The sequence below is a fragment of the Falsiruegeria mediterranea M17 genome (assembly GCF_900302455.1).
GTDB classification, from domain to species: domain Bacteria; phylum Pseudomonadota; class Alphaproteobacteria; order Rhodobacterales; family Rhodobacteraceae; genus Falsiruegeria; species Falsiruegeria mediterranea.
The window spans coordinates 607,762-632,825 of the sequence record NZ_ONZG01000001.1 but is presented as its reverse complement, the minus strand read 5'-3'; the positions used below and the strand labels follow the sequence as shown (position 1 = coordinate 632,825).

24 protein-coding genes are annotated in these 25,064 nt (G+C 59.4%); 6 read left to right on the top strand and 18 right to left on the bottom strand.

Annotated elements, in window-relative coordinates; all coding sequences use genetic code 11:
- Nucleotides 1-6 precede the first annotated feature (6 nt).
- The 3 genes from TRM7615_RS03110 to TRM7615_RS03100 all read right to left on the bottom strand — a co-directional run bounded on the left by TRM7615_RS03110 (nucleotide 7) and on the right by TRM7615_RS03100 (nucleotide 2,778).
- Nucleotides 7-333: a DUF309 domain-containing protein gene (locus TRM7615_RS03110; protein ID WP_108785417.1), complete on the bottom strand. Its 327-nt coding sequence runs from the start codon at nucleotides 331-333 to the stop codon at nucleotides 7-9.
- Nucleotides 334-429: 96 nt separating this feature from the next.
- Complete coding sequence (locus tag TRM7615_RS03105; protein ID WP_108785416.1) at nucleotides 430-1,248, bottom strand: alpha/beta fold hydrolase; 819 nt, start codon at nucleotides 1,246-1,248, stop codon at nucleotides 430-432.
- 3 nt (nucleotides 1,249-1,251) lie between these two features.
- The gene (locus tag TRM7615_RS03100; protein WP_108785415.1) at nucleotides 1,252-2,778 is read right to left on the bottom strand and encodes a benzoate-CoA ligase family protein; all 1,527 of its coding nucleotides are present in this window, start codon (nucleotides 2,776-2,778) and stop codon (nucleotides 1,252-1,254) included.
- Between the two features lie 441 nt (nucleotides 2,779-3,219).
- Here TRM7615_RS03100 and TRM7615_RS03095 point away from each other — a divergent pair, with 441 nt between their 5' ends.
- The 3 genes from TRM7615_RS03095 (at nucleotide 3,220) to TRM7615_RS03085 (ending at nucleotide 5,432) form a co-directional block, all read left to right on the top strand.
- Entirely contained in the window at nucleotides 3,220-3,855 is a 636-nt protein-coding gene (locus TRM7615_RS03095; protein WP_165821350.1) for an NUDIX hydrolase, read from the top strand.
- A 134-nt stretch (nucleotides 3,856-3,989) separates the two neighbouring features.
- Complete coding sequence (locus TRM7615_RS03090) at nucleotides 3,990-4,652, top strand: GntR family transcriptional regulator (RefSeq protein ID WP_108785413.1); 663 nt, start codon at nucleotides 3,990-3,992, stop codon at nucleotides 4,650-4,652.
- A 24-nt stretch (nucleotides 4,653-4,676) separates the two neighbouring features.
- Nucleotides 4,677-5,432 carry an aspartate/glutamate racemase family protein gene (locus TRM7615_RS03085; RefSeq protein WP_108785412.1) on the top strand — a complete coding sequence of 252 codons (756 nt, stop codon included), beginning with the start codon at nucleotides 4,677-4,679 and terminating at the stop codon, nucleotides 5,430-5,432.
- 127 nt (nucleotides 5,433-5,559) lie between these two features.
- On the opposite strand, the gene TRM7615_RS03080 is transcribed toward TRM7615_RS03085, so the two are convergent.
- The 5 genes from TRM7615_RS03080 to TRM7615_RS03060 all read right to left on the bottom strand — a co-directional run bounded on the left by TRM7615_RS03080 (nucleotide 5,560) and on the right by TRM7615_RS03060 (nucleotide 11,577).
- A complete protein-coding gene (locus tag TRM7615_RS03080; protein WP_165821349.1) occupies nucleotides 5,560-7,293 on the bottom strand; it encodes a thiamine pyrophosphate-binding protein in 1,734 nt (577 codons plus the stop codon).
- A gap of 201 nt (nucleotides 7,294-7,494) precedes the next feature.
- Nucleotides 7,495-8,577: a lyase family protein gene (locus TRM7615_RS03075; RefSeq protein WP_108785410.1), complete on the bottom strand. Its 1,083-nt coding sequence runs from the start codon at nucleotides 8,575-8,577 to the stop codon at nucleotides 7,495-7,497.
- Nucleotides 8,570-10,081: a tripartite tricarboxylate transporter permease gene (locus TRM7615_RS03070; protein WP_108785409.1), complete on the bottom strand. Its 1,512-nt coding sequence runs from the start codon at nucleotides 10,079-10,081 to the stop codon at nucleotides 8,570-8,572. The genes TRM7615_RS03075 and TRM7615_RS03070 overlap by 8 nt, the downstream gene beginning before the upstream one ends.
- A gap of 6 nt (nucleotides 10,082-10,087) precedes the next feature.
- Nucleotides 10,088-10,552 (bottom strand): tripartite tricarboxylate transporter TctB family protein, encoded by a 465-nt coding sequence (locus TRM7615_RS03065; protein WP_108785408.1) that lies wholly within the window; start codon nucleotides 10,550-10,552, stop codon nucleotides 10,088-10,090.
- A 65-nt stretch (nucleotides 10,553-10,617) separates the two neighbouring features.
- A complete protein-coding gene (locus TRM7615_RS03060) occupies nucleotides 10,618-11,577 on the bottom strand; it encodes a Bug family tripartite tricarboxylate transporter substrate binding protein (protein ID WP_108785407.1) in 960 nt (319 codons plus the stop codon).
- A 102-nt stretch (nucleotides 11,578-11,679) separates the two neighbouring features.
- On the opposite strand from TRM7615_RS03060, the gene TRM7615_RS03055 reads away from it, so the two are divergent.
- Nucleotides 11,680-12,594, top strand: coding sequence for a LysR family transcriptional regulator (locus TRM7615_RS03055; protein WP_165821348.1), 915 nt, complete (start codon nucleotides 11,680-11,682; stop codon nucleotides 12,592-12,594).
- Between the two features lie 19 nt (nucleotides 12,595-12,613).
- Nucleotides 12,614-13,099 (top strand): flavodoxin family protein, encoded by a 486-nt coding sequence (locus TRM7615_RS03050; protein ID WP_108785405.1) that lies wholly within the window; start codon nucleotides 12,614-12,616, stop codon nucleotides 13,097-13,099.
- Between the two features lie 4 nt (nucleotides 13,100-13,103).
- Here the strand turns inward: TRM7615_RS03050 and TRM7615_RS03045 are convergent, their stop codons facing one another.
- The 5 genes from TRM7615_RS03045 to TRM7615_RS03025 form a co-directional block, all read right to left on the bottom strand.
- Nucleotides 13,104-13,937, bottom strand: coding sequence for a metallophosphoesterase (locus tag TRM7615_RS03045; RefSeq protein WP_108785404.1), 834 nt, complete (start codon nucleotides 13,935-13,937; stop codon nucleotides 13,104-13,106).
- Nucleotides 13,938-13,994: 57 nt separating this feature from the next.
- Entirely contained in the window at nucleotides 13,995-15,242 is a 1,248-nt protein-coding gene (locus TRM7615_RS03040; RefSeq protein ID WP_108785494.1) for an ABC transporter substrate-binding protein, read from the bottom strand.
- A 116-nt stretch (nucleotides 15,243-15,358) separates the two neighbouring features.
- Nucleotides 15,359-16,321, bottom strand: a complete 963-nt coding sequence (locus TRM7615_RS03035) for a carbohydrate ABC transporter permease (protein ID WP_108785403.1) — start codon at nucleotides 16,319-16,321, stop codon at nucleotides 15,359-15,361.
- Nucleotides 16,321-17,289 carry a carbohydrate ABC transporter permease gene (locus tag TRM7615_RS03030; protein ID WP_108785402.1) on the bottom strand — a complete coding sequence of 323 codons (969 nt, stop codon included), beginning with the start codon at nucleotides 17,287-17,289 and terminating at the stop codon, nucleotides 16,321-16,323. Before TRM7615_RS03030 ends, TRM7615_RS03035 begins: the two co-directional genes overlap by 1 nt.
- A 1-nt stretch (nucleotide 17,290) precedes the next feature.
- Nucleotides 17,291-18,448: an ABC transporter ATP-binding protein gene (locus TRM7615_RS03025; protein WP_108785401.1), complete on the bottom strand. Its 1,158-nt coding sequence runs from the start codon at nucleotides 18,446-18,448 to the stop codon at nucleotides 17,291-17,293.
- A gap of 112 nt (nucleotides 18,449-18,560) precedes the next feature.
- Here TRM7615_RS03025 and TRM7615_RS03020 point away from each other — a divergent pair, with 112 nt between their 5' ends.
- The gene (locus TRM7615_RS03020) at nucleotides 18,561-19,436 is read left to right on the top strand and encodes a LysR family transcriptional regulator (RefSeq protein WP_108785493.1); all 876 of its coding nucleotides are present in this window, start codon (nucleotides 18,561-18,563) and stop codon (nucleotides 19,434-19,436) included.
- A 161-nt stretch (nucleotides 19,437-19,597) separates the two neighbouring features.
- Here TRM7615_RS03020 and TRM7615_RS03015 read toward each other — a convergent pair whose 3' ends face one another.
- From TRM7615_RS03015 to TRM7615_RS02995, 5 genes are read right to left on the bottom strand one after another with little or no spacing between them, the layout of a single operon-like run.
- Nucleotides 19,598-20,647 carry a sterol desaturase family protein gene (locus tag TRM7615_RS03015; RefSeq protein WP_108785400.1) on the bottom strand — a complete coding sequence of 350 codons (1,050 nt, stop codon included), beginning with the start codon at nucleotides 20,645-20,647 and terminating at the stop codon, nucleotides 19,598-19,600.
- A gap of 27 nt (nucleotides 20,648-20,674) precedes the next feature.
- Nucleotides 20,675-21,973, bottom strand: a complete 1,299-nt coding sequence (locus TRM7615_RS03010; RefSeq protein ID WP_165821347.1) for a M24 family metallopeptidase — start codon at nucleotides 21,971-21,973, stop codon at nucleotides 20,675-20,677.
- A complete protein-coding gene (locus TRM7615_RS03005; protein WP_108785398.1) occupies nucleotides 21,966-23,099 on the bottom strand; it encodes a TauD/TfdA family dioxygenase in 1,134 nt (377 codons plus the stop codon). Before TRM7615_RS03005 ends, TRM7615_RS03010 begins: the two co-directional genes overlap by 8 nt.
- Nucleotides 23,096-23,935 (bottom strand): 3-methyl-2-oxobutanoate hydroxymethyltransferase, encoded by an 840-nt coding sequence (locus tag TRM7615_RS03000; protein WP_108785397.1) that lies wholly within the window; start codon nucleotides 23,933-23,935, stop codon nucleotides 23,096-23,098. Before TRM7615_RS03000 ends, TRM7615_RS03005 begins: the two co-directional genes overlap by 4 nt.
- Nucleotides 23,932-25,050, bottom strand: coding sequence for an aromatic ring-hydroxylating oxygenase subunit alpha (locus TRM7615_RS02995; RefSeq protein ID WP_108785396.1), 1,119 nt, complete (start codon nucleotides 25,048-25,050; stop codon nucleotides 23,932-23,934). Before TRM7615_RS02995 ends, TRM7615_RS03000 begins: the two co-directional genes overlap by 4 nt.
- Between the last annotated feature and the right edge of the window lie 14 nt (nucleotides 25,051-25,064).

Genomic DNA, 25,064 nt, shown 5'->3' with positions numbered 1-25,064 from the left:
TGCACATCACGTTGCGATTCGCCCTTCTATTGCACTCAATCGCTCCAGCACCCTTACAACCCGGATGCCCATAACTTCAGTCGGTAAACCGTTCAGCCCTGATCGGCAGGCAACGCACAAACGGCGCACAGCTTGTGGTCGATCCATCTTCTCTTTCAGCGACGCATTGGCCAATTGGATGACGGCCTGCACAAATCGCCGCTCTGTCGAATTCGGCGGCAAGACCAGCCAAACCGCCTCCCACACCTCATGCGCTTCCCAAAAGCATTCGGCCTCCAGAAACGTCCAACCCGCAGTCCAGGCGTCACAGATCGCAAGATCGAAAACGGACATTCCCGGCCGTGCTGTCAACCTCAGCGCGTCATACGTTCCCTCTTCGGGGCGCGGGGTCGCGCCGGGAACATATGGAACCGCAGGCAGTTCCACCGATCAAGCGGTTTCGACTTGCGCCGCTTCGATCCGTTCCAATCTGGCGCAGAATTCCGCCGCGGCGGCGAGCGTTTCCTCGGAAGCCTCCAGATGGGGCGAATGTTTACAATCCAGCTCGACTCGACCAACGGGGCAATAGGCGCGGTCGGTAATTTCGTCCAACTGCGCCATGGTGCCATATTGGTCGCCATGCCCCTGGATCGCCAGGATGGGCACCCGGATATAGTCGATCACCTCGGCCACATTCCAATCGGCAAACCCCGGATCAAGCCAAACATCTGCCCAACCCCGAAACGCACCTTCGGGATCTCGGTGATATTTGCTCATCCGCGTTGAAAGGTCGGTGGTGTTGAACGTGTCGCGCGCCCGCTCGATCTCGGCCAGCCCCATGGGTTCGGCAAAGAAATGCGGGGCCATCAAAATCACCCCTCGCACCCGATGATCTTCGACACTGCCCGCATAGGCCGCGGCCATCGTGGCACCGTCTGAATGACCGAACAGGATACACCGCTGAATATCCGCCTGCTCCATGATGTGCGGCAGCACCTCAAGCGGCTCTTTTGACTGGTAATCCAACCTGCGCGGCAGCTGGATCGGGTCCGAGTTGCCATAGCCCTGTCGCGAAAACACCAGCACACCGAAACCGGTGCGTGCTGACAGCTTCTCGGGGAAATCCCGCCACAGAGCGACACAGCCCAACCCCTCGTGCAGCAGGACGATCGTCGGGGCCTGATCCGGGGCGGGGCCGTGACAGGCATATTCCAAGGCGACGCCATTCACCTTCATCGGAAAGCTTGGGGTCAGACTCCATTCGAACATCTTTTACCCTTCACGCAGCTTGAAACGTTGAATCTTACCCGTTGCGGTCTTGGGCAGATCGTCAACAAAGTCGATCCACCGAGGGTATTTCCATTTGCCAACCTTGTCTTTGACAAATGTCTGCAGCTCTTCGGTCAGATCACCACCCACGTCCTGCTTGAGAACGATAAAGGCCTTGGGCTTTTCCAGATCCTGCTCATCCCGCATGGGGACCACTGCGGCCTCCAGTACGGCGGGGTGCGCGCTCAGCGCCTGCTCGACCTCGAACGGAGATACCCAGATGCCGGACACCTTGAACATGTCGTCGGTGCGTCCGCAGTACACATACCGCCCGCTTTCCGTCAGCTCGTATTTGTCGCCGGTGCGGGTCCATTCTCCTTCGAATGTCGCCCGACTTTTGTCGCGCTTGTTCCAATAGCCGTCCGCCGCAGACGCTCCGCGCACCAAAAGCTCGCCCAATCCGCCGACGGGAACGTCATTGCCATCTTCGTCCACCAACCGGACGTCGTAGCCCGGCACCGGGCGTCCAGAGGTGCCGTACGCCACATCATCGGGCGCATTCGACAAAAAGATGTGCAGCATTTCAGTCGAACCAACACCATCCAAGATGTCCGTTCCCCAAAGCCCGCGCCACGCGGTTCCGATGTCTTCTGGCAAGGCCTCTCCGGCTGAAATGCAACGCCGCAGTTTGGTATCCGGCACATCGCCTTGCTCGAGCAAGGCAACCGTCGCGGCATAGAGGGTGGGCACCCCACAGAACACGGTGGGTTTCTCGTCACGCAGGATCTGTACGGTCATCTCGGGTGTGGGACGGCCGTTGAACAGGATGGTTTCGGCCCCCACGGACATGGGAAAGGTCATGGCGTTGCCCAATCCATAGGCAAAGAACAGCTTTGCCGCAGAATAGACCACATCGCCGGGTTCGATCTGCAACACCTGCGCACCATAGGTGTCGGCCGTGGCCTTGAGACTGCCATGCACATGGCGCACCCCTTTGGGCTGCCCGGTCGACCCGGACGAATAGAGCCAGAATGCCACGTCATCCTCGGACGCATCGACCGTATCGGAAGGGGCACAATCCGCAGTGAAGTCCGCATAGCTGCCGGTGCCCTCGGGCGCGTCACCAATGACGACGATATGGCTCAGGTGGCTGGATGCCCTTGCAGCGGGTTCCACGACCGGCCAAAGCTCTTGGCTGACAAACAGGATGGTCGCGCGGCTGTCTTCCAGAATGGCCTTATAGACCGGGGCGGCCAGCAAGGTATTGAGGGGCACGGGGACCACGCCCGCCCTCATGCAACCCCAAAAGATCTGCGGAAACTCGATCTGATCCAGAACCAGCATGACGGCCCGCGCCTCGCGCGGGATGCCTGCACGGGTCAACGCGGATGCCACGACACCGGCCCCGTCGGCCAAGGCACCGTAGGTGAGGGACCGCTTTTCACCACCTGCCTCGCGAAAGGCCGGTCTGTCGCCGCGCCCTTCGTTAACATGACGATCCACAAAATACTGCGCTGCGTTTCCGCTCATCCACCCCTCCCTGACGTGATTGACTGGGGCAGCGCGCGAGCGGCTCCTCCGATCCGACTCGCGCGCGCCTCTCCCCTGCCGCGTCACAATGCATTCGGACTCAGTATATGCAAGATAATGCTCATCACGAAAGTGGGAACTTGCACTTTATCGCATATTTTTCTGAATCTGTTCGATTGCCCACCCTACGTCGGATCCATCCGTAACACCCCAAAGCCGCGCATAGTCATGATCGTTGACCAGTTGCATTGCGTTTCTGAAGACCGCTGAGTGAGGCTCAACCGACCGCGTAGACACATTGCTTTAAGGTCAATTCGCTGATTTCATCCCCATCACCTTGAAACGTACCCCACCACCGCCGTTCCACGATTGGCAAAGTTGCTGAACAAAAGACTTTGCCTGCCGCGCTTCAGCCATGGAAACACTTGATTGGACCACCCATTGAACACCTACATGTTTAACCAAGACCTCTTGTTAGGGGTCAAAGCCAATCTTGAGCAGTTTTCAGTACAGCCCAATACTCAAACAGAACTGCGAAAGGCCGCAGTTGCCATTGTGATCACCGAGCATGTGGAAACGAGGGAAAGCTGTATTTTGATGACGTTGAGACCCCCAAGACTGAACCGCCACGGTGGACAATACGCCCTGCCCGGCGGCCGCCTCGACGAAGGTGAGCACGATGTCCAAGCCGCCCTCAGAGAATTGCACGAAGAGTTGGGGCTGGAGCTGGAGGCTGACTCTGTTCTTGGTCGGCTTGATGTTTTTCCGACAAGGTCCGGCTTTCAAATCTCGCCAATTGTGGTTGCCACCTTGGGTCCGGTAAACCTAAGCCCCGACCCGACAGAAGTAGAGCAAGTGTTTCATTTGCCGATGTCTGAACTTGACGACCCTGAGATCCCAAGGCTTGAAGAAAGCCCCAACAGCGAGCACCCGGTGCTATCGGCATTCTTCCCGACTTTGGGTCATTATATGTATGCGCCAACGGCTGCCATCCTGTATCAGTTTCGTGAAGCCGGGCTGCACGGACGGCAAACCCGCGTCTCGCACTTTGACCAACCCACGTTTGCCTGGAAGTAGCGCCCATTTGAGTTGGTGAAATCGCCGCCGTGATGATCTGTATACAATTCCGCATCCAATATTGTGGGCAATTTTGTTGACATTCCAAATGGCTTCGGCAAAAACAGATCAGTCAATGGAAAAGGCATCCACAGATGAGCACAAGCGTTGATTTGGTCTATGAACAAGTCCGTCAGATGGCCGCCAATTTCGAGTTCAAGCCAGCCGAACGGATCAACGAAAGCGAGCTGTCCAAACAGCTGGGTGCCAGCAGAACCCCCCTGCGTGAAGCGATGAACCGGCTGACAGCTGAAGGTCTGCTAATGTTCGAACCTGGGCGAGGGTTCTTCTGCCAGCCATTGACGCCGGAACTGGTTGTTCATTTGTACGAGGTACGCGAGGCACTGGAAACATCAGCCATTCGCGCCGCGGTCGAGCGTGCAGGCGATGATGACATCGCCGCGATACGGCAGTTTTTGTCGGACACGGCTGAACGCTATGCAGACGGCACTCCCACTAAGGAAATCGTACGTCTGGACGAAGAGTTTCATCTTATGATCGCCCAGTTGTCCGGCAACCCCGAGTTGGTGAACATGATCAAGCTGACCTACGAGCGTATCCGCTATGTACGCTGGATCGCGATGCGCGAGCGGATCGACATCACCCATTCGGCGCATCTGCATATCTTCGAGGCGCTTGAGAACCGCGATGCGCAAGCGGCCGAAGACCGCATGCGCACGCACATCAAGACGCATAACGCCGAGGCGACCGAGATTGTGGGCAAGGCTTACAGCAACCTTTACGTCCCTCAACACTAGGCTTTTCGGGAAAGGGCCCAAGCAATGGCAACCGAATTTGGTGGAAAATCCGTCTATGGCGCTGTGCTGGGCATCCTGATGCTCGAAGCCCGCTTTCCGCGCATCTATGGCGACATCGGCAACGCCACCACCTGGCCGTTTCCGGTGCAATACCGCGTGGTCAAAGGGGCCAGCCCCGACAAGGTCGTGCGCCAAGATCCAATGTTGCTGGTTGATGATTTCATCGCTGCCGCGAATGAGCTGGTCGAAAGCGGCTGCGACGGGATCACCACCAACTGCGGGTTTTTGGCACTGACGCAGGATCGGATCGCCAAGGCGGTACCGGTGCCGGTGGCGACCTCATCCCTAATGCAGATCCCGATGGTGCAGGCGCTGATGGGGCCGGGCAAGAAGGTGGCGGTTCTGACGATCTCCAAGAACACGCTGACCCCGGCGCACATGAAGGCGGCAGGCGTGTCGAAGCTGGACGAAGTGCCGATTTTCGGAACCGATGGCGGCCGCGCCTTTACCCGGTGCATTCTGGATGATCACGCTGAAATCGACTTTGACGCTTGCCGTCAGGACATGATCGACGCAGCACGCGAGATTGTTGAGACGGACCGGGACATTGGGGCGATCGTCCTGGAATGCACCAACATGGTGCCCTACGCCCGCGACGTGCGAAAGGTCACGGGGCTGCCTGTCTATTCGATCTATTCCTTCGTGAACTGGTTCCATCAGGGGCTGATGCCGCAAAGGTTCCCTTTGGAGCTCGACGATCCCCGCGCGGGCCTGTTCTAGACTTCGGTTCTCTGCCTAACGGCTCGAAAGGAAAAGAAAGCAGCGGCCGCGCCGGGGGAGTAATTCTTACTCCCCCGGCGCGGCCGCTGCCCTGCGTTCCGTGATCCGGAGTTGAACCGCTCGGATACTACTCAAAATAAGGCAAATTCTTTGCTTTCGCGGCCCGCACCCAGTTGGGCACGAAGGGAATGATCTTGTCCTGTGTCGGCACCATCATCTCGATAAAACTGGCCCCTTCATGCGCGATCGCTTCTTGCAGGATCGCCTGGATGTCATCTTCTGACGTGATCCGCGCTGTCTTGAACCCAAACGCTTCGGCCAGTTTGACGTAATCCACCGCACCAAAGTCGGTGGACCAGGGCTCGTCCACGTCATCCAGCAGTATCGCCTCACCCCGGATCCAGCCAAAGGTGTCGTTGCGATTGAGGATGACCGTAACGTTCTTGCCCGACCGTCGAATGGTCTCCATATCACCCAACACAAAGCCAAATGATCCGTCCCCGGTGAACGAGATGATCGGACCGTCAGAGGCATAGGACGCGCCCAACGCCGCAGGAACAGAATACCCCAACGCCCCCATCGAGTAGTTGGTGATGTAGCGCCGTCCCGGCTCCTTGATCGTCAGCAAGGCCGAGGGGTAGATCGCACTCACGCCCGGTTCCGAGGTGATGATCGCATTAGCGGGCAGGATCTTGTCTAGCGCCTGGCTGAGTTTCACGGGCGACACCGTGCTTTCTGGCATCGGGATGTTCGAATTGAAGACCTTGTCCAACGCCGTCTTCTTGATCGGGTTCAGGTTAATCTCATCGCGGGCCACATCGGGGTGCTCGGATTTGATGATCTCAACCATGTACTCCAACGTCGCGCGCGCATCCCCGACCAGACCCACCTTGACCGGGAACATGTTTCCGACATGCGCCTCGGCAATGTCCAGATGCAGGAACGTTTTGGTTTTTGGGTCACCATACAGCCGCCAGTGATCCGTGGCCGCGCTGTCGGTGTTGCTGCCGACAAAGAAAATCGTATCCGCCTCGCGCACGTAAGTGTTCGAATACTCCATGCCACCACGCCCACCGATCACGCGCAGAGCAAGCGGGTGGTTTTCCGGGATAGTTCCCTTACCCGGCGTCGTCGTCGCCACCGGAATCTGCAGCAACTCTGCCAGGTCCAGAACCGCCTGCGTGGCGCGCGAGATCAACGCTCCCTGCCCGCAAACGATGGCGGGATGTTTGGCGGCCAGCAGCACATCTATGGCCTCGCGGATCTTGCTGTGATCTGCGACCGGACGATGCGCGGGATAGCTGCCGTATTCGGCCGACGCATAGAGGTCATCGACCTCGGCCTCTTCGTGAAAGACATTGATCGGCACACGGATATGCACCGGTGCTGGTCGGCCAGAGGTCGCCACCCGGAACGCGCGGCGCAACATGAAGGGGATCTCGCGCGCGTTGGTCAGTACAAAGCTTTCCTTGCAGATGCTGTCATACAGCGCGGTTTGATCGACCCCGGTCAGCCCGTGCTTCTTGTCCTGATTGATTGGGATGTCCGAGCTGAAATAGATGATCGGAACCGAGCTCAGATAGGCCTCGGTGATGCCGGGGGTACAATGGGTCACACCGGGGCTTGGCGCCTCGAGCACGCAGGGCTTACCGGTGATTTTGGCATAGGCCTCGGCCGCGTAAGCCGCCGTGCGTTCATCCCGGGTCAGCACATATTCGATGTTCGAGTTCTCACGCCACTCCTTGTACCAGCCGATTGTGGTTTCTCCCGGCAAACCGAACACATGTTCAACGCCGTGCAGTTCCAGCATTTTCAGGATGATCTGAGCGCCATTCAGGGTGGCCGGTGTGGTGTTGGTCATCGCAGAGGGGTCCAATCGGATCAGGGAGTCACAAAATTGTATACAGCTTGTAATACCATTTTCCACACAGATCAACATTCAGATTTTGACTGCTGCACATCACCGCCAAAACAAAAAAGAGCCGCCGATCCGAAGCGGGATCGACGGCTCACGGGGAGAGACCCGGTCCATTTTATCTCCGGACCAGGCGAGGGAGCTCGGTCAAGCTGCGCCAGGCAACTTGTTTTCCATTGCGTCACTGTTAACAGTCAGCGTGTTGAACATGGTTTCGGTCCAGGACACAGCACCCGACGTCAGTAGAAAGACCTCGGGCACAACAACCCATTCAGCGATCCAGACACCGCCCGAACGTTCGTGCTCGTGCTGGGTCAGCTCACCGATCTGTTCCGCCCGCTGGCGCCCCAGACGGGCCACGGCTTCGCCAAACTCGGACGCGCGCTGATTGCGTTTGTGCGCCATCGAGGATGAGGCACCTTTGCCCTGTTCGTGCACCTCATAAACCTCACCGATGTCCGAAGACGACAGCAGGTTCACGTTGTGCGCAATCTTGCAGAGCGTGGCACATAACAACCCCAAGGCCGCCACCACATCGGCCACACCATCGCGGGCGTTTTGCCAATGTGGCTCGGTTGTGAATAGGCCAAGAGCATCCGCGACACCCTGTTTGACTTGCAGGCCAACGCCATCCTCATACCCGCGCAGGTCACCAACCGGACCACCGACCTGAACATTCAAACCACGGCGCGCGGCCTCGGTCAGAGCATCCGACCGGCGGTACAACTCGGCCTGCCAGAGCGTCAATTTGGTCGCCAATCGGATCGGAACAGCATGCTGCCCGTTGGTGCGGCCCATCATCCGGGTTTCTGGATGCGCCTGGATCAGATGCGCCAACGCGGTGTCTATCCGCCCCAACATGTCCTGAATATGCTCCAGCCCCAGCTTCATCTGTAACGCCACAGCGGTGTCCATGATGTCCTGCGTGGTCGAACGATGGTGGACATGTTTGCCGTGCGCACCAACCTTGGCCTGCAATTGATTGACCAGGCCAACGATTGGACGCCCCACCAGCATCATCTCGCGCTGGAGCTCTGCTTGATCGAGATCGCAGACCGACACCGCATTGATGGCCTCGGCCGCGCCAGCCGGGATCAGGCCAAGCTTGGCCTGCTGCCCAGCCAGTACCTGCTCGACCGTTAGCCAGGCTGACATCGTGGCATGCTCGGACCAGATCGACCGCATATCGGCGCTGGAAAAACAGTCGCGATAGACGCCGAAATCAAGCATCACCCAAGCCCCCCTGCAATTTACGCTCTTTCATGATGCCGCGAACCCGCAAGGCAATCGCGACCACACCAAGTAGCAGGAAGCCAAGGGCAACCGGACGCTCGACAAAGATCAGTGCACCACCGTCGGACATCAGCAAGGACTGACGAAAAGTCTCTTCTGCGCCTTTGGCCAGCACGAAGGAGATGACGCAGGCCGCGATTTTGAAGTCATACTTGCGCATCAGCCAGCCACCAAAGCCCGCGACGGTCATCACGGTTACGTCAAACATGGAACCGCGAGCGGAATATGATGCAACAAAGGCGGTTAGAAAGATCAGCGGATAGAGCACATTGGTCGGGATCTTGAGGATCAGCTTGGCCACCTGAGTGGCACCGAAGTAGCCGATGAACCCGTAAGCCAGAATGCCCAGCATGCCGCAGGCGAACAGTTGATAGACAAGCTCCTTGTCGGTCAGAAACAGGGTCGGACCAACCTGAATGCCATGGATCAGGAACACGCCCAACAGGATCGCACCGATGGTCGAGCCGGGGATACCCAGCGTCAGCAGCGGCGCCATCGACGGACCCGAAACGGCGTTGTTGGCCGATTCCGGGGCTGCGACACCTTCCAGCGCACCCTTGCCCCATTTCTCGGGGTTCTTGGCACGCCGCTTACCCTCACCGTACGAGATGAACGCAGCGATGGCCGATCCCAGACCGGGCAGAACACCGATGCCTGCTCCGATGAAACCACCCCGCAAGGCATGCGGCAGACAGGGTTTGTATTCGTCCCATGTCAGCGAATTGCCGTCGCCTTCGCTTTCGTTTTCTTCGACGTCACCGGTGGCCTTGCGGCGCGATTCCATCTGGGCGAACACCTCGCCCAGAACAAAGACACCAATCATCAGCGGCACGAGGCCAATTCCGTTGGACAGATCAAACGAGCCAAAGGTGTAGCGCTCTTCGCTGGAAATCGGGTCCAGGCCAATCATCGCGATCAGGATGCCCAGAATAGCTGAAGCAAGCCCTTTGGTGATCGAGCTGCCAATGACCGAGCCGATGACGACAAAGGCCGCAAAGTAGATCGCAAAGGTTTCCGGCGGACCCAGTTTCAGGGCAATTGCGGCGATGAAGCCGACACCAACGACCAACAGGATATCCCCCATCAGGTCCCCGATGATCGACGAGATGGTGGCCACCTTCATCGCCTTCCCGGCCTTGCCCGCGCGGGCCAAAGGATACCCGTCGATTTGAGTGGCGGCAGAAGCTGCAGTGCCGGGAGTATTGAACAGGATCGCAGCAATCGACCCGCCATAGCGGCCCGATTTCCCGATCACGTAAAGGAACGCCAGTGCGAAAAGCGGTGGCATGTAGAATGTGATCGGCAACAGCATTGCGATCGCGGCCGAGGCCGTCAGGCCCGGCGTTGCGCCAACGATCATGCCGACAGCTGCGGCCAGAACGATGGCAAACAAAAGGGTCGGATCCGTGATGACCGACAGCATTGCGGGAAAAATTTCCATGGCCCGTTACCCCTTGATCCAGTCGAGCAGGTCAAAGACCTCGCCAAAGGGTGGGAACACCCCAAGCAGCTCGAAGAAAATGACATGAAACACCAGCGGGCAGATCACCACCGACAGCGCCAGACCGACCCAGCTGCGCACGCCGAACATGTACAGAACGATCGGGGCAACGATGGCCGTTGGCAGCAGATAGCCGAACCAGCGGAACGACTGCTGATAGATCAGGGCGATCAGGAACAAGCTGATGATTTCGAACGTGGCGGCGTGGTCGGTCTTGTCTTCGCCAGATGCGGTCTGTTGCGACGCACCCAGAAGCATCAGACCGGACAACAGCAACAGGGCAAGGCTTGCGGAAAAGGGCACGATCCCGGCCCAGGTGTCACCGGGTGTGGCACCGGGGACCCGCCAGGCGCCCCACAGGGCCACCAGCGAAATCGCGGTCAGAACCAACCCTTCGGCATATGCACGCATGGTATCCTCCGTCAGTCAGAAAGGAAACGACCGGGCCGTTTTGTTGGCCCGGTCGGGGTTGGAGTTTACTTGCTCAGGCCTTCGACCAGCGGGGCGGCGTCCGCCTTCATCGCGGTCAGGCCCGCCTTGGCGTCTGCACCGTTCTGATAGACCGGGCCAGTGCCACGCGATGCCAGCAGTTCAGCGAACTCGGGCTTGGCAGAGATCTCGGCCAGAGCGGCCTCCATCGCGGCGACAACCTCGGCAGGTGTGTCTTTTGGGGCAAAGACAATCACCGGCGAGGAGACGGCGGCAAAGGGAATACCCAGCTCACCAAAGGCGGGCACGTCCTTCATGATGGTGTCGCGGTCCTGGCTGTTGACGGCGAGTGCGCGCAGCTGCTCTTCGAAGCCGGCCAGCTGCTGAACGCCCAGGAAGCCAAAATCAGCTTGCGACCCAATCAGAGCGGCGCGGGTCGGTCCGCCCCCTTTGAACGGAACGTCTTGGGCTTCGATGTCATTGTTGGCCAGGAAGCCCAGACCGCCAACGTGGTGGAAGCCACCGCGGCCCGAATGTGCCCAACGAAGCGAGCCGGGGTTTGCCTTGGCTGCGTCAATCACGTCCTGCACGGACTGGAAAGGGCTGTCCTTGGGCACCATCAGCGAGGTGCGTAGCTGGCCAACCTGAGCGACAAACTGAAAGCTTTCCAGCGCGTCGATCTTGGTGTCACGGGTCATGGTCGACAGCAGAAACGAACCACCCGAGGTCATCATCATGGTGTAGCCATCCGGGCGTGCACCCACGACCGAGTTTGCTCCGTTCAGACCACCCGAACCGGGCTTGTTCACAACGACGACGGGCACGTCCAACACACCCTCGGCTGCGGCTGAGATAGCGCGAGCATAGGCATCCGTGCCACCGCCAGCCTTGTAGGGCACAACCAGGTTGATGGGGCGCTTGGGCCAATCCGCAGCCAGGCTGGCAGTCGCGGAAACGGTCAGGGCGATGGTGGCGACAACAGCGCCAATCAGAGTTCTGCGTTTCATGAGGGTCCTCCCTAATATGATCGCACTCACAATACGGGAGTTGCTCGATTGCAAAAAATGCAAAGATGTTTAATACTCTTGCAAAATACGAAAGCTTTGCAGATGAACATCAAGGCTCTTCGCGCCTTTCGCACCACCCTGTCCGAGGGATCCCTGACCGCCGCGTCCGAGATCATGCACCTGAGCCAGCCGGCGATCAGCCGGCTTATCTCGGGGCTTGAGGCAGAACTCAAGCTGACGTTGTTTGATCGCAGCGGGCGGGCGCTGACCCCAACGCCCGAGGGCATGTCGTTCTACCGCGAGGCTGGGCGCATTCTTGACAATCTCGACGAGGTGCCCCGCATCGCCGCCGAAATCCGAGCCGGTCGGTCCGAAAGCTTGCGGATCGTGACCATGCCGCGCATCGCACAGGCCGTGACCATTCCAGCAATTGCCCGGTTCATGAAAGAGTACCCCGAGGTCAATGTCAGCCTTGATGTGCGCAGCCGACGCGACGCTGGCAAGTGGCTGGCCGGACGCGCCTATGACATTGGGGTTGGTGCCCTGCCCGTTCAGCACCCCGGCATCCGCACCAAGGCGCTGATCCGGGTGCGAGGTCAGGCGGTTCTGCCTCTGGGTCATCCCCTGTCCGACCGCCCGGAAATCACTGCTGAAGATCTGATGGACGAACCTGTCATTCGCCTGATGCACGGGCTGTTGCTGCGTGAACAATTGGATGACATTTTCAGCTCGGCCGGCGTGTCCCCAAAGCAATCGGTCGAGGTTGCCTCCTCCCAGACCGCCTGCGGGTTGGTGGCTGCCGGGGCTGGCGTCACCATCGCGGATGAGTTGAGTGCTGCGGAAATCCGGCCCGGGCTTGTAGACCTTGTGCCGCTTAGTCCTGCGCGTTGGATGACCTTTGGCATTCTTGATCCAGTGGCGCAGAAATCGTTCAAGGCGCTGGAGGATTTCAAGGCGATCCTTTCGGAACATACCGCTACACTGGCCGAAAACAGCCCGACCCTGGCGGTCGCCTGAACATCGGAGCGCAACACGCATGTCATCCCTTTTGATCGTCTATCACTCGCGCACCGGCGGCAGTCGGCAGATGGCCGAAGCCGCTTATGACGCGGCCAAAGGGGAAACGCAGGCCGTTCTGAAAGAAGCAAGCCAGGCAGGGCCAGAGGATGTGCTGGCGGCCTCGGGCTATATCTTTTGCGCGCCTGAAAACCTGGCGACCGTGTCGGGGATCATGAAAGACTTCTTTGACCGCTGTTATTACCCGGTGCTGGGCCAGATCGAGGGGCGTGCATATTCCCAGATGATCTGCGCCGGATCAGACGGTCAGGGTGCCGTCCGCCAGATCGCCCGCATCGCCCAAGGCTGGCGGCTGAACGAGGTGCAGCCTGCGATCATCCTGTGCACCCACGCCCAAACCTCCGAGGCCATTTTGGCCCCGAAGGTTCTGAGCAACGATCAGCTCGCCCCGTGCCGCGACCTGGGTCAGGCGCTTGGCGCGGGGCTCAGCATGGGGGTGTTCTGATCGCTCACTCGGCGGCGGCGACGTCAGGCTTGACCCAATCGTCCCAATCCGTCCCTGCGGTGTAGATTGGCCCAGTCCAGTTGAATGGCACCTGGTGGATGATGGTGTCATCCCCATTGATCAGCAGCACGAAGTATCCCGGCTCCATCGGAGCGCCCTGCAGAAATTCGGCCTCACTCAGGTCAGGCAGCGACTGGTTGCCGGTCGACGGCACGCTGGCAAATTGAACCCCGGCATATCGCCCATGGATCGGCGCGTGGACATGGCCAAAGTGGAGATAGTCGATGCGATCTGCGAACTCTTCAAGCAGCGCACGGAAACCGGGCCGATCCTCGGCCACCAGAGCGATCTTGTCTTCGGCAGGCAGGCCGATCTCCATGGGATTGTGATGCAGGAATATGCGCGAGCGATCACATTCTTCAAGCTCGGCCCGCAGCCAATCGCGGCGCTTGGCGCAGAAATGACCGGCATGGGTCTTGTCGCCGACGCTATCGAGAAAGATCAGGCGGACCCCATCAAGCGTTTCGGCATGATTGACGAAGCCATTGGCATCTATCGAGTGATCTGCAAAGACCTTGCGGAATGTGGCGCGGTCATCGTGATTGCCGATCATCAGCCGCACGGGCACAGGTGCCCCGGTAACCGCTGCCTTGAGCGCTTCATAAGCGCCCTCTTCACCCCAATGGGTCAGATCGCCAGTGATGATGATGCGGGCGGCGTCAGGGTGGTTTTCCCCTACATCAGCCAGGGCGCGGGCGAAGCGGCTGTGCGGATCAAGCCCGCCCATCTCTTCGCCGGGAAGGGTCAGGTGGATGTCCGAGATATGGATGAGTTTCATGGAATGTCCTGAAATTGAAACGGTCGCCCGCAAAATCACGGGCGACCGAAGATCGGGTTAGCCGTTGGGCAGCAGGTCGGCGACTTCTTCGACCATCTCTTGCTGCAGCTCTTTCATGTCGGTGGCGTCACCGGTCACAATCCGTTCGATCCCGTCATAAATCACCTGGGTGATGGCCAGACCGTTGTCCCCCGGATAAGCCAGCCAGTCGCGCAGCAGCGGCAGCTGATCGACAGCGGTCTGCTTGTTGGGGTTCTGGTCATAGAAGTCGGCCAGGATCACCTCGTTCGCGGCCTTGTTGGGCGGCATGTAACCGGTGGTTTTGGCAACCTCGGCGGCGCCCTCACCGCTGGTGATGAATTTGAGCCAGGTCCAGGCCGCTTCCTGTACCTTTGGGTCATCCGAGGTCGAGGTCAGCATCGCCGCGTTTCCGCCCGCAGGCAGACCCTTGGGGGTTTCGCCCATGCCGGGGAACGGGCCGGTCTTCAGCACGAACTCACCTTGCGAACGTTCGACTGCACCAAGCGCCGACGTCGACCAGAACATCATGCCGATTTCACCCGCCGAGAACGAGGCCAGCGCTGCCTTCCATTCCAGGTTCTGCATCTCGCATTTGGTAAAGATCTCTTGCATCTGCTCCAACGCAGCCAAGGCTTCGGGGCTGTCGAGCGTGACGCGACCGTTGTCCACGATGGCCTCATCCTGGCTCCACATCAGGGCCTGCATGAACCAGTTGCCCGTGATGTTCCAACCCCAGAAGATCGGGTTTTTGGTACCGCTGGCTTTCATGGTTTCACAAGCGGCAATCACCTCGTCCCAGGTGGTCGGCATCTTGTCGATCCCGGCCCCTGCCAGGATGTCCATGTTGTAGTACCCAACCGGCAGCGAGACCGAGAACGGCAGACCGTGGACGTTATCGCCAAAAGTCGACAGCGACAGCATCGCGTCATGATAGCCTTCTTTGGCAAAGTCGGCTTCCTTCTCGATGAAGGGCTCCAGCGACTGCGCGATGCCTTTGTCCACCAGGATCTGCTGGCGGTTCAGGCCCTGCATGGTCACGTCAGGTAAATTGCCCGAAACAGATTCACGCAGGATGGTGTTGGTGCCGTCCTCATAGGATTCGTAAGTGGCGCGGAACTTGATCTCGATATCCGGGTGCGCCTTTTCAAAGGCGGGCATCATCGCCTCGTACGTCACATCGAACAGGTGGCTGTAGGGATAGGCGAACTCGACCGTGACTTTGTCTTGGGCGAAGGCGGCGCTGGCGGTCAGGGCCAGGGCCATTGCGGTGGCAGTCAGTTTCATGAAAGATGTCCTCTCTTGCCGGGTCTTGGAGCCAGAAGTTTGCAGACGGGCGGCTCCGGGGTTCATCCCTTTTGGGATCTTGGGTTGGGCGTGTCCTTGATTGGGCACGCCCGGTTTCATTTCATGCCGCTCAGCGTGATCCCCTCGATGAAGCGTTTCTGAGCGATCAAAAAGGCAACGATCAGCGGCGTGACGATTACGGTGGCGGTGGCCATCATCGGACCAAAGAAACTGCCGTCCCCGTCGCCTTTGAATTCGCGCAGGCCCAGCGGCGGGGTGAACAGATCGCGGTTGCCGGTCACAACGATGCGCGGCCAAAAGTAGTCATTCCAATGAGCGACGATGGAAAAGATGGCAAAGGCCAGAAGCGCCGGGATCGCTGTGGGCAGCATGACGCGCCAGACAATCGCGAACTCTCCCATCCCGTCCATCCGCGCAGCGTCGATCAGGTCATCCGGCACGGTCATAAAGAACTGCCGCATCAGGAAAGTCCCAAAGGCGGAAATCGTCCAGGGCACCACCAGCGCCGCGTAGGTGTTGGTCAGCCCCAGCTTGGCCAGCAGGATGTAAAGCGGCAATGCAATGGCATGCACCGGGATCAGCAGGCAAAAGAGCACCAGCCCAAACACCGCCTCGCGTCCCCAGAATTTCAGCTTGGCAAGCGCATAGGCCGCAGGCAGCGCCACCACGACCTGCAACAAAAAGATCGACACGGTGACGATCACGCCGTTGAGCAGATAGCGCAGCAGCGGCGCCTCGGTGAAGGCTTTGCTGTAATTGAAAACCACCGGGTGCATGGAACACTCCACCTCGGCCTCGGCCATCAATGCGTCGCGGATCTGTCGCTCGCTTTGGCCGGGGAACCGATCCGCAGCAGCGGCAATGTCATCGCGGCTGGGATCACGCAGGGCAACGCAGCGCGGATCAATCATCAGCTCTTGCCGACCGAAAAAGCCCCCTTCGCCCCGGTCAATCTCTCCCGGGGATTTGAACGAATAGCTGACCATCATGTAGAATGGCGCGATGACGACGATCACACCCAGGATCAGGATCAGATGTTTCCACCAGTCACGGGTCATCAGTAGTGCACCTTTCGCTCGACCAGCCAGCGCTGGATCAGGGTGAGGAACATGACAAAGATCAGGAACAGAACGGTGATGGCCGAGCCGATGCCGATCAGGTTCTGCTGCACGCCCTTTTCGAAAATGGCGAACATCATCACGTAGGTGGATTTGTTAGGACCGCCGCCTTGGGGCCAGAACGCCTCGATCGTGTCGAACACCTGAAAGGCGCGGATGCAGCTGATGGTGACGACAAAGACGGTGGTGGGGCCAAGGGCGGGCCAGGTCACCAAACGGAACCGCTCCCACGCGGATTTGGCGCCGTCCATTTCCGCCGCGTGATACAGCTCGCGGTGCACGCCGGTCAGGCCCGCAAGGTAAAGCACCATGTTAAAGCCAAAGCCTTGCCAGATACCGATGAAGCAGACCACCCAGATGGCATAGCGCTTGTCGCCCAGCCAGACCGGAAATCCATCGGCGCAGCCCGTGGCCATGAAAGGCCAAATCGCCTCGATCACTGTGCCGCAGCCCATTTCAAGCGTTTGGTTGATCATGCCAATCGACGGGTGCAGCATGAACTCCCACGCGATCGCCATCGCCAGCAGGGTTGCCATCACCGGCAGGAAATAGATGGTCTTGTAAATCTCGCGGAACCGACCAAGCGAGTTGATCAGCAACGCTGCACCCAACCCCAAACCCACCGAAATCGGGACCACCGTCACCACATAGGTGAACGTCGCGATGAACATCTTTTCATAGGTCGAGCGCGAAAACAGCCGGTCATAGTTCTTGGTGCCAATCCAGTCGAAACCGTCGTTGCCAAGCGAGTAATTGGTGAAGGACAAGACCAGCGCGACCATCACCGGCAGCAACAGGATCGCCACCATTAGGACCAGAGCAGGCGCCGTCAGCGACCAGGCCGCGCGACATTCCTGCGCCTGCGTGTTGTTCGTGATCCCGGGGGGCGTTGTGTCGATGACCGCCATGTTATGCCACCTCTGTCGCAGAACGGGGGGCGACCTGAATGCCGCGTACGCGGTGGCCATTTCCGTCAAACACCAGCGCTGCCAAAGCATCAAACCCAAGGCTCACAGGGGCACCCACACGCAAAAATGCGCGCTGTGACGGTGTGGCCCGCAGCGTGACCCGGTTCTCCAACCCCGGAATGTCGACTTGCACAAACACTTCGGAGCCCAGGTTTTCAGAATGCGCCACCGTGCCGCGCAGAACTGCATTTTCGGTCGCCAGATGCAGCGCTTCGGGCCGCAACCCTAACGACACGGCCCCGTCGATCCGGCCCGTGCCACGCAGGCCCAAGCCCTGCTCGAACAGAGACAGTTGGCCATCGGTTCCGTAGGTCAGCGGCAGGATGTTGATCTTGGGGGAGCCGATGAATTCGGCCACTTCGATGGTGTCAGGGTCATCATAAACCGCCTCGGGGGTGTCACATTGCAGGATGCGCCCCCCCATCATGACAGCAATCCGGTCGGACATTGTCATCGCCTCGACCTGATCATGGGTGACATAGATGAAGGTTGCGTTCAGGCTGCGGTGCAGTTGAGCGATCTCAACCCGCGTCTGCACGCGCAGCTTGGCATCCAGGTTCGACAGCGGCTCATCCAACAGGAACGCCGCCGGGTCCCTCACCAGTGCCCGACCAAGCGCGACACGTTGGCGTTGCCCGCCAGACAGCTGCCCCGGTTTGCGATCCAACAGATGCGCGATCTCCAACCTTTCAGCGGCAGTGAGAATATCCTGCGAAATCGTATCCGCCTGAATCCGCGCACCCGGCATTAACCGCCCCACCAACGGCAGGCGCTGTGTGGCTGTTAACCGCCGCATCCTCAGCGGCACTGCGATGTTCTCGGCCACGCTCAGGTGCGGGTAAAGCGCATAGGATTGAAACACCATCGACAGGTTGCGATCCGCCGCCCGCAGGCCCGCGACCGAGCGATCCGCAATCTTGATATCGCCCGAGGTCTGTTCCTCGAGTCCCGCAATGATCCGCAACAGTGTGGACTTGCCGCAACCCGAGGGGCCGACCAGCGAAACGAATTCTCCATCTGCCACATCCAGCGAGACGCCTTTAAGCACCTCGACGTCGTCAAACCGTTTGGTGAGGTTTTCTATGTTCAACCCGGCCACTGTGATTCCCCCAGTTGTTTGAGGGTTGTTTAGTCAAACGGGCCTTCACTTTTGTGACGTCATATTAGTGAGACTAATGGTCAATAAGGCTGGTTCCGAAAAGGGGACTTCAATGCGCGCCAATCACCATCAATTCGTCGCGTTTGCCTATGTCGTGCGTGAAGGTAGCTTTTCGGCCGCGGCAACACGGTTGGGCGTGACGCAATCGGCAGTGACACAGCATGTGGCCAAGTTGGAAAAGCAGGTGGGCACACCGCTTTTGCTGCGCAGCCGGGACGGGGTATCGCTGACCCGCACGGGGCGGGAATTCTATGATCTGGCCGACCGGCTGGTGGCGCTCGAAGGGACGATCTCGGAACGGTTGCAGGGGTTCGAAGCGATGGCGCGCGGGCACATCAAGGTCATCGCAAACGCCCCTCTGCCCGCCCTCAAGGCGATCAGCCAGTTTCACCGCGCCCATCCAAACGTCGAAATCGACTTTGCGTTGCACGCCTGGACTACGGCCTCGCGGCTGCTGCGCGAACGGCGGGCGGACGTTGGGCTCATCACGGATCCGCCACAAGCTGATGATTGGGACAAGGTGGTGGTGCAAAAGGTGCGGTATGCGGCCTACCTACTGCCGGATTCGCATTTTGCAGCGCGTGAGGCTCTGTCCCTGACCGAATTGGCTGCTGAGACGGTCATCCTGCCCGAAACGGGGTCGTTGACCGAGCGGGTGGTGCGCGAGGCCCAAGACCGATCCGGTGTCGTGTTCCCCCGGACCATCCGTATGACCACCTTTCCGCTGATGTGCGAAGCCGTGCTGCAAGGCGCAGGCATCGCCATTTTCCTGAGCAACAGCGGGTTGATCTCGCGCGGATTGGTCGAGGTCCCGATCGTCGAGATGTCAAAGACCCACGAAACCGCCATCGTCGCCCCCAAGGACCGCGCACGCATGCGATTGGTGGCGGCCTTCATCGACATCGCAGCAGCCTCGGCATTGGACTAGAGCCACGGAGCACTCCCGCCCGTCGTCAATGCCCCTTGCGGGACATCTCCTCCCGTTGGGCCAGGCTCACACGGGCTTTGCCCGTGTGAGCCTGGCCCCCCTGCCGTCCGCAGGACGCAAGGCCGACAGGCCGCGCAGTTTGGACGCGTATCAGGGGTAACTTAGCCGAACATCCGCTTTTTGCGCGCTCGGGTCTCTGCCGTCGCCTCGGGCGAACCATCGTGGAACGTGCCAAACCACCGATCCCAGGGCATCTCCTGATTGCCGTAGTTGCACTCGTAGTACCGGTGATGCAGCTGGTGATAAAAGGTGCCCAAGACCAGCTTGCGCTTGTCCTTGATCAGAAGATCCTCGTAACCGGTATGACTCATCGCCGCGCCAGGCCCCTGGAACACGATGTGGAAATACAGATGGATCGGGTGCGACGCGACAACCCAGTGAACGCACAGCGTGGTCAGATAGATAAAGTGTTCGACCGGGTGCATTGAGAACCCCGACCACGGGCCAATGTTAACATTGCGGTGGTGCAGGCTGTGAACCCGCTTGTACAGGAACGGCTGATGCAACAGGCGGTGCACCCAGTAGAAGTGGAACGCGGACCACATCGGGATGATCACCAGCCAGGCCAGGAACCACACCGGGTTTTCTGCAAAAGTGATCACGGGCGCATAGCCGTTTGCCATCAACCACATGGTGACCACCTGAAACCCGGTCAGTTGGAACACGCCGGACCCCAGCGACCAGAACATATTGTCCTTCACCTGATCGCTGAAATCCCACAGCTTGTTGTTCTTACCCTGATCCCTGCGCTCAAACTTGAGCTTCTTGCCCTGCCCTTTGCGGATGTAGAAATACCAGTGCAGGCCGCCAGCCACGGCAAAGATCATCACGAAGTTGATGACATAGATCTGGGCAATCCAGCCAAAGGCAAAGCTCTGCGCGGTTTCCAGCGAGGGGTAGAAGAAATACCACAACGCCACGGCCAGGATCACCATCATCACCCGCTCGCTGAGCGTCAGCCAGTTGCGCGCAAGCCAACCGATCAGAAAGGCCGGGTTGGGCGGCCATTGAAAGATGGATGGGTTCTGCAACGGCAGATCCGGGTGATAGTTCCACTCTCGGCTCATATCCTCCATCTGTTCGCCCGATAAGGGGGCGGGGGTCGGGGCGGTGTTAGCCATCTGGTCCAGGCTGGGTGTCGTATCGGTCATTTTGGCATCTCCTCTTTGGCCAAAACATCAGATTTCGCGCGATAGAAGCGCGTCTTCGAACGGGTAGCGCGAAAGACAGATCGCGCCGGTGTCAGTGATGAGGTATTGGTCTTCCAGCTTGACGCCTTCGTATCCGCCAAGCTTGCCGACATAGCTTTCGACGCAGATGACCATTCCGGACTCCAGTTCACCGTCATATTGGAACTGCGCGTCCGCGGGGTAGTAGATCACCGGGTATTCGTCGGCCATGCCTAGCCCATGCATCATGCAGGGATAGGTCTGGTCGTTGTATCCGTCGGGCTGGCGATAACGCTGCGCAATCAGCTCGGTGAACGAGATACCGGGACGCAGCAGAGCGCCGTTATGCATCACCTCGTTGTGGGCATATTGATATAGGCGGCACTGCTCCTCCGTCGGACGTCCAGGCCCACAATGATAAGCGCGGCTGATGTCAGCGCCATAGCTCCACGGACCGACCATCCCGCAGTCGAACACCACCAGATCACCTGCACGAATGGTGCGGCTGCTGGCCTCTTGCTGCCAGGGGTTGGTGCGTTCACCAGACGCCAGCAGGCGATAGTCGATCCATTCTCCGCCGCCTTCGATATTGGCGGCCCACATGTGGGACCACAGTTCCTGCTCGGTGATGCCGTTAACCAGATTATTCCGCATCCGGGTCATGCCATCCTCGGCCACCGCAATCGTCTGGTTCATGCACAGGATTTCTTCGGGGCTTTTGATTTTTCGGGCGTGGGCCAAAGCCTCTCCCGCATCAACCAGGGTCAAACCGGCCTGTTCCAGCGCCATGTGAGGCAGGGGCGCGGTGCGTTCGACACCCACTCGGGTCTCGCCGCCGCAGTGTTCATCCACCAGTGCCTTCATCTGCGCGGCCCATTTGGTGCACCACTCCTGATGCCGATAGCCCGCGAACATATAGGACAGCGGCAGCAGGTCATCGCGGATCTCGTCGATGGTTTCCAGCTGCACGCCGGTTTCCCGACCCGGCTCGCTGTCGAAATAAATCACTGGTCCCTCGGCTGGCAAAAACAAATAGCCCGCATGAATATGCATCTGAAACAGCGTGCAGTTGCGCACCCCCGTCGCATAGCGGATCGACAGCGGATCGGTCAGGATCACCGCCGCTAGCCCATGTGCTTTCATCTGCTCACGCAGCCGGTTCTGGCGATACCGCCGCATCCGGGGCACGTCGATCATGCCTTCGGTATCCGTCAGCTGCATGGGCGGCGTTTTCCACGCGGCCTGTTCCAGCGTCAGAGGCTGCGGCTTGGCAGCAAAGGCACGCGTATAGTCTGTGGCGTCATTCATGGCGCGCTGATTGTCCCTGGCTGGGGGCCGTCTGGCCGGTCTTGCGGTAGAGGGTGCGATAGGTTGAGCGCAGCTCGCCCCGGTCGATGTAGCAACCGCGAAGGTGGCGTTGGCCGCTGTCTGCGGAATAGGCCGCGCGGCCATGCACGATGCGATGATTGTCAAAGATGATGCATTCGCCCGCGTTCAGGCGGAACTGCACCAGATATTCGGGCCGTCTGAGCCAGCGCATGAAGCGGACAAAGGCGGGATAGTAGCGGTCCAGCAGCTCTTGCGGCATGTCGAACACATCAGCCATATGCTGCGAGACAGTCAGGCCCGAGACCGCGCCACCCACATCCAACTCGATCACCCGCTGCCGCGCGCGCCAGTCAAAAGCGTCATGCTCGTAATAGAAAGGGGCCGTCACAGTGGCGAGGAGTTCAAACTCGTCAGGATACCGTTTTCGGAAATCCTCGGCCGCAGCTGCACCATCCAGAAAAAGGCTGTCGCCGCCCTCAACCGAGTTGGCACGGCAATGCAGGAACTGCACGCCCGGCGGGGTTTCCTCGGCAGGGGTGTCTGTGTGCAACTCAAGCTCAGCAGCCGTAAAGGCCAAATTTACCGGACCAACATGCACCTGCACGTCAAAGTACGACCCTGTCACCGACGGCCGAACGTCACCCAACAGGTTTGCCAGATCGGTCAGGGCCTGGTCGCTGTCTTCCAATCCCTCAACGATGGCGACACCGTCTTCGATCAGGGCAGGGGCCCAGTCACAACGGATTTGGTCCCGATCCAGATCAGCGCGATCAAACCGCTTAAATGCCTTGTCCGAGCGCCATAGTGCACGGGGAATGGACGCAGGATCCGTCCGCGGCGCACCCCTGGCGCAACCCATCAGCCAATCCAGACTATAGCGGCTCTGATGATCCTCGCCCTGCCAGTCCACCACCAATGCCTCGCCGTCTGCCCATGCGGTGGCGATCACCGGGTCACCATCCAACGCGCAGATGTCAAACACCCGCTCGCGGGTCTCGGCGTCGAACGAGCTGGCGCAGTTGTCGCGCAGCCAGAAGGCGTTGAAATATGCCTCGCCATCCGGCAACGCGACCCGCAGGCCGGTGTCTGTCAGGGTGACGCTCATTGATGAAGGGTGCTCCACTTGTCGAGCGCCGCGCGCAGCTTGTCCTCTTCGCCGGGCAACATGCCAACCGTATGTGCCTCATCCGGGAACGCCCCGGACTGCACGTCGGTTCGGAACCCGGTCAACGCCTTGTCACGCTCGGCGGCCAGTTGTTTGCGGATCGACAATACATCGCCCCAGGCTTTGGCATGACGCGGCGGGTTTTCAACGTCGCCACAGATGTCCTCCATGAAGGAAAAGATGATGTCACCGCCCGTGCCCGCACCAATCGAATGGGTCAGAAGCGAGGTCTTGTGATTGATCGCCTGCAGCGCCTCAACCGCGACACATTCAACCTCGACCGCTACCGCGCCTGCATCCTCGTACCGGCGCATCCAGTCGAGCAGTTTCATTGCCTCCTCAGCTGTCTTGCCAAAGGTCTTCAAGCCCCCTGTTAGGGTCGATTTACGCGGCACCAGGCCCACATGGCCTTGCACCGCCAGCCCCTCGTTCGCGATGAGTTCGACAATGCCCATACCACGCGGGGTAAAGACCGCATCAGCGCCTTTCTCGGCCGCTTTCAACGCCGCCGTCAGGCATTCCTGCGGTTCGAAATACTGGCACATGGTCTGGCTGGACGTGATGAAGGTATGCGGTGCGCCCGCACGGACGGCATCATAGTCCAGATCGGAGATGGTGATCATGTCGATCCCCATCTCTTCGCAGGCGCGCGCCTCATCCTCGCTGAGGGCCGAGACCTGAGTCATCTTTTTGCCAGCCGCCTTGTTGCGTCGCAAACAGTCGACGGTCAGGTTGCGACGGGCAGGTTTGCCGCCGTAGGTATAGATGTTCTTCATGCCTCTTCGCCCATGGCTGCCAGGTAGATGTCGTGGAAATGACGCATCGCATGTTCCGAGATGTCGTGCGCGTCCGGATCAGTGACGTACCAGCCCTGCTTGAACCCCCGCTGATGCATGCCGCGTTGCACGTTTTCACACAGCTCGCGATCCTCGACCGACACGACATTGGTCGACCACTCTGCCCGCTCGGCGGAGCGCGCCGCCATGTCAGGATCAGTAGGCTCAGGCGGGATCAGCGAGATCGAACGCCGCTCGGTCAGGTCCGGTGTGACCGGATCAAACCGCGAGGCATAGAACCCGCGCGCGCCGGGGAATTGGCCAAAGATGGTGTTGGGGAACAGGAACCAGAACTGCCCGTCCAGGACGTCATGCTCCAGATCCAGCCGAAACGCCTCATTCTGGGCTTTGCGGGCCGTGGGTGCATGTTGATAGGTGTAGTTTTGGTACAGTTCAAACCGGTTCTCGGCGATGTTCATCATGTCGTCAAACGAATGATGCGCCGGGCCGCAGTGGTGACATTCAAGATAGTTATCCAGCATCACTTTCCAGTTCGATTTGCAGGTGTAGGTGTGGCCGTAGGCGCTGTCACCCTCGATCACCAGCGTAGGCAGTTCCGGGATGCGGTCCAACATCTGCGCATCAAGACCCGGAGCAAACTCGGCCAGGCTGGGCGCGTCATCGTCCAGGTTCACAAACAGGAATCCGGCCAATGATTCGACCCTAACATGCGATAAACAGACTTCAGACCGCGCCGGAGCATCTGTTCCATCCCGTTTGGGCATCCCGCGCAGGTTGCCATCCAACCCGAATGTCCATGCATGATAGGGACAGGTCAGAACCGCCTTTTTCCCGTTCCCCTCGACCAGTTGATGCCCCCGATGCGGACAGACGTTGTAGAACGCGCGTACCTCACCCTCGCGGTCGCGCACCAGAAAGATGTTCTGGTCAAACAGCGACAACGTTATGTAAGCGCCCGGCTCTGACAGCTGCGTTTCGTGCCCAGCCAACTGCCAGCTGCTCAACACTAGTTCACGGTCAGCTTCAAGCGATTGGACAGACGTATAGTATCGGGCGGCGAGGGTGCGCGCCCGGGGGTTGGCGGTATCCAACATGGGATGTCCTTTCT

Bases quoted from the DNA above. Each gene is read 5' to 3' on its own strand.
- TRM7615_RS03090 (WP_108785413.1), top strand. From the start codon at position 3,990: ATGAGCACAAGCGTTGATTTGGTCTATGAACAAGTCCGTCAGATGGCC.
- TRM7615_RS03040 (WP_108785494.1), bottom strand. From the start codon at position 15,242: ATGAAACTGACTGCCACCGCAATGGCCCTGGCCCTGACCGCCAGCGCC.
- TRM7615_RS03065 (WP_108785408.1), bottom strand. From the start codon at position 10,552: ATGCGTGCATATGCCGAAGGGTTGGTTCTGACCGCGATTTCGCTGGTG.
- TRM7615_RS03075 (WP_108785410.1), bottom strand. From the start codon at position 8,577: ATGCTTGATTTCGGCGTCTATCGCGACTGTTTTTCCAGCGCCGATATG.
- TRM7615_RS03020 (WP_108785493.1), top strand. From the start codon at position 18,561: ATGCGCGCCAATCACCATCAATTCGTCGCGTTTGCCTATGTCGTGCGT.
- TRM7615_RS03100 (WP_108785415.1), bottom strand. From the start codon at position 2,778: ATGAGCGGAAACGCAGCGCAGTATTTTGTGGATCGTCATGTTAACGAA.
- TRM7615_RS03085 (WP_108785412.1), top strand. From the start codon at position 4,677: ATGGCAACCGAATTTGGTGGAAAATCCGTCTATGGCGCTGTGCTGGGC.
- TRM7615_RS03105 (WP_108785416.1), bottom strand. From the start codon at position 1,248: ATGTTCGAATGGAGTCTGACCCCAAGCTTTCCGATGAAGGTGAATGGC.
- TRM7615_RS03005 (WP_108785398.1), bottom strand. From the start codon at position 23,099: ATGAGCGTCACCCTGACAGACACCGGCCTGCGGGTCGCGTTGCCGGAT.
- TRM7615_RS03110 (WP_108785417.1), bottom strand. From the start codon at position 333: ATGTCCGTTTTCGATCTTGCGATCTGTGACGCCTGGACTGCGGGTTGG.
- TRM7615_RS03000 (WP_108785397.1), bottom strand. From the start codon at position 23,935: ATGAAGAACATCTATACCTACGGCGGCAAACCTGCCCGTCGCAACCTG.
- TRM7615_RS03070 (WP_108785409.1), bottom strand. From the start codon at position 10,081: ATGGAAATTTTTCCCGCAATGCTGTCGGTCATCACGGATCCGACCCTT.
- TRM7615_RS03060 (WP_108785407.1), bottom strand. From the start codon at position 11,577: ATGAAACGCAGAACTCTGATTGGCGCTGTTGTCGCCACCATCGCCCTG.
- TRM7615_RS03010 (WP_165821347.1), bottom strand. From the start codon at position 21,973: ATGAATGACGCCACAGACTATACGCGTGCCTTTGCTGCCAAGCCGCAG.
- TRM7615_RS03015 (WP_108785400.1), bottom strand. From the start codon at position 20,647: ATGACCGATACGACACCCAGCCTGGACCAGATGGCTAACACCGCCCCG.
- TRM7615_RS03050 (WP_108785405.1), top strand. From the start codon at position 12,614: ATGTCATCCCTTTTGATCGTCTATCACTCGCGCACCGGCGGCAGTCGG.
- TRM7615_RS03080 (WP_165821349.1), bottom strand. From the start codon at position 7,293: ATGACCAACACCACACCGGCCACCCTGAATGGCGCTCAGATCATCCTG.
- TRM7615_RS03045 (WP_108785404.1), bottom strand. From the start codon at position 13,937: ATGAAACTCATCCATATCTCGGACATCCACCTGACCCTTCCCGGCGAA.
- TRM7615_RS02995 (WP_108785396.1), bottom strand. From the start codon at position 25,050: ATGTTGGATACCGCCAACCCCCGGGCGCGCACCCTCGCCGCCCGATAC.
- TRM7615_RS03035 (WP_108785403.1), bottom strand. From the start codon at position 16,321: ATGACCCGTGACTGGTGGAAACATCTGATCCTGATCCTGGGTGTGATC.
- TRM7615_RS03030 (WP_108785402.1), bottom strand. From the start codon at position 17,289: ATGGCGGTCATCGACACAACGCCCCCCGGGATCACGAACAACACGCAG.
- TRM7615_RS03055 (WP_165821348.1), top strand. From the start codon at position 11,680: ATGAACATCAAGGCTCTTCGCGCCTTTCGCACCACCCTGTCCGAGGGA.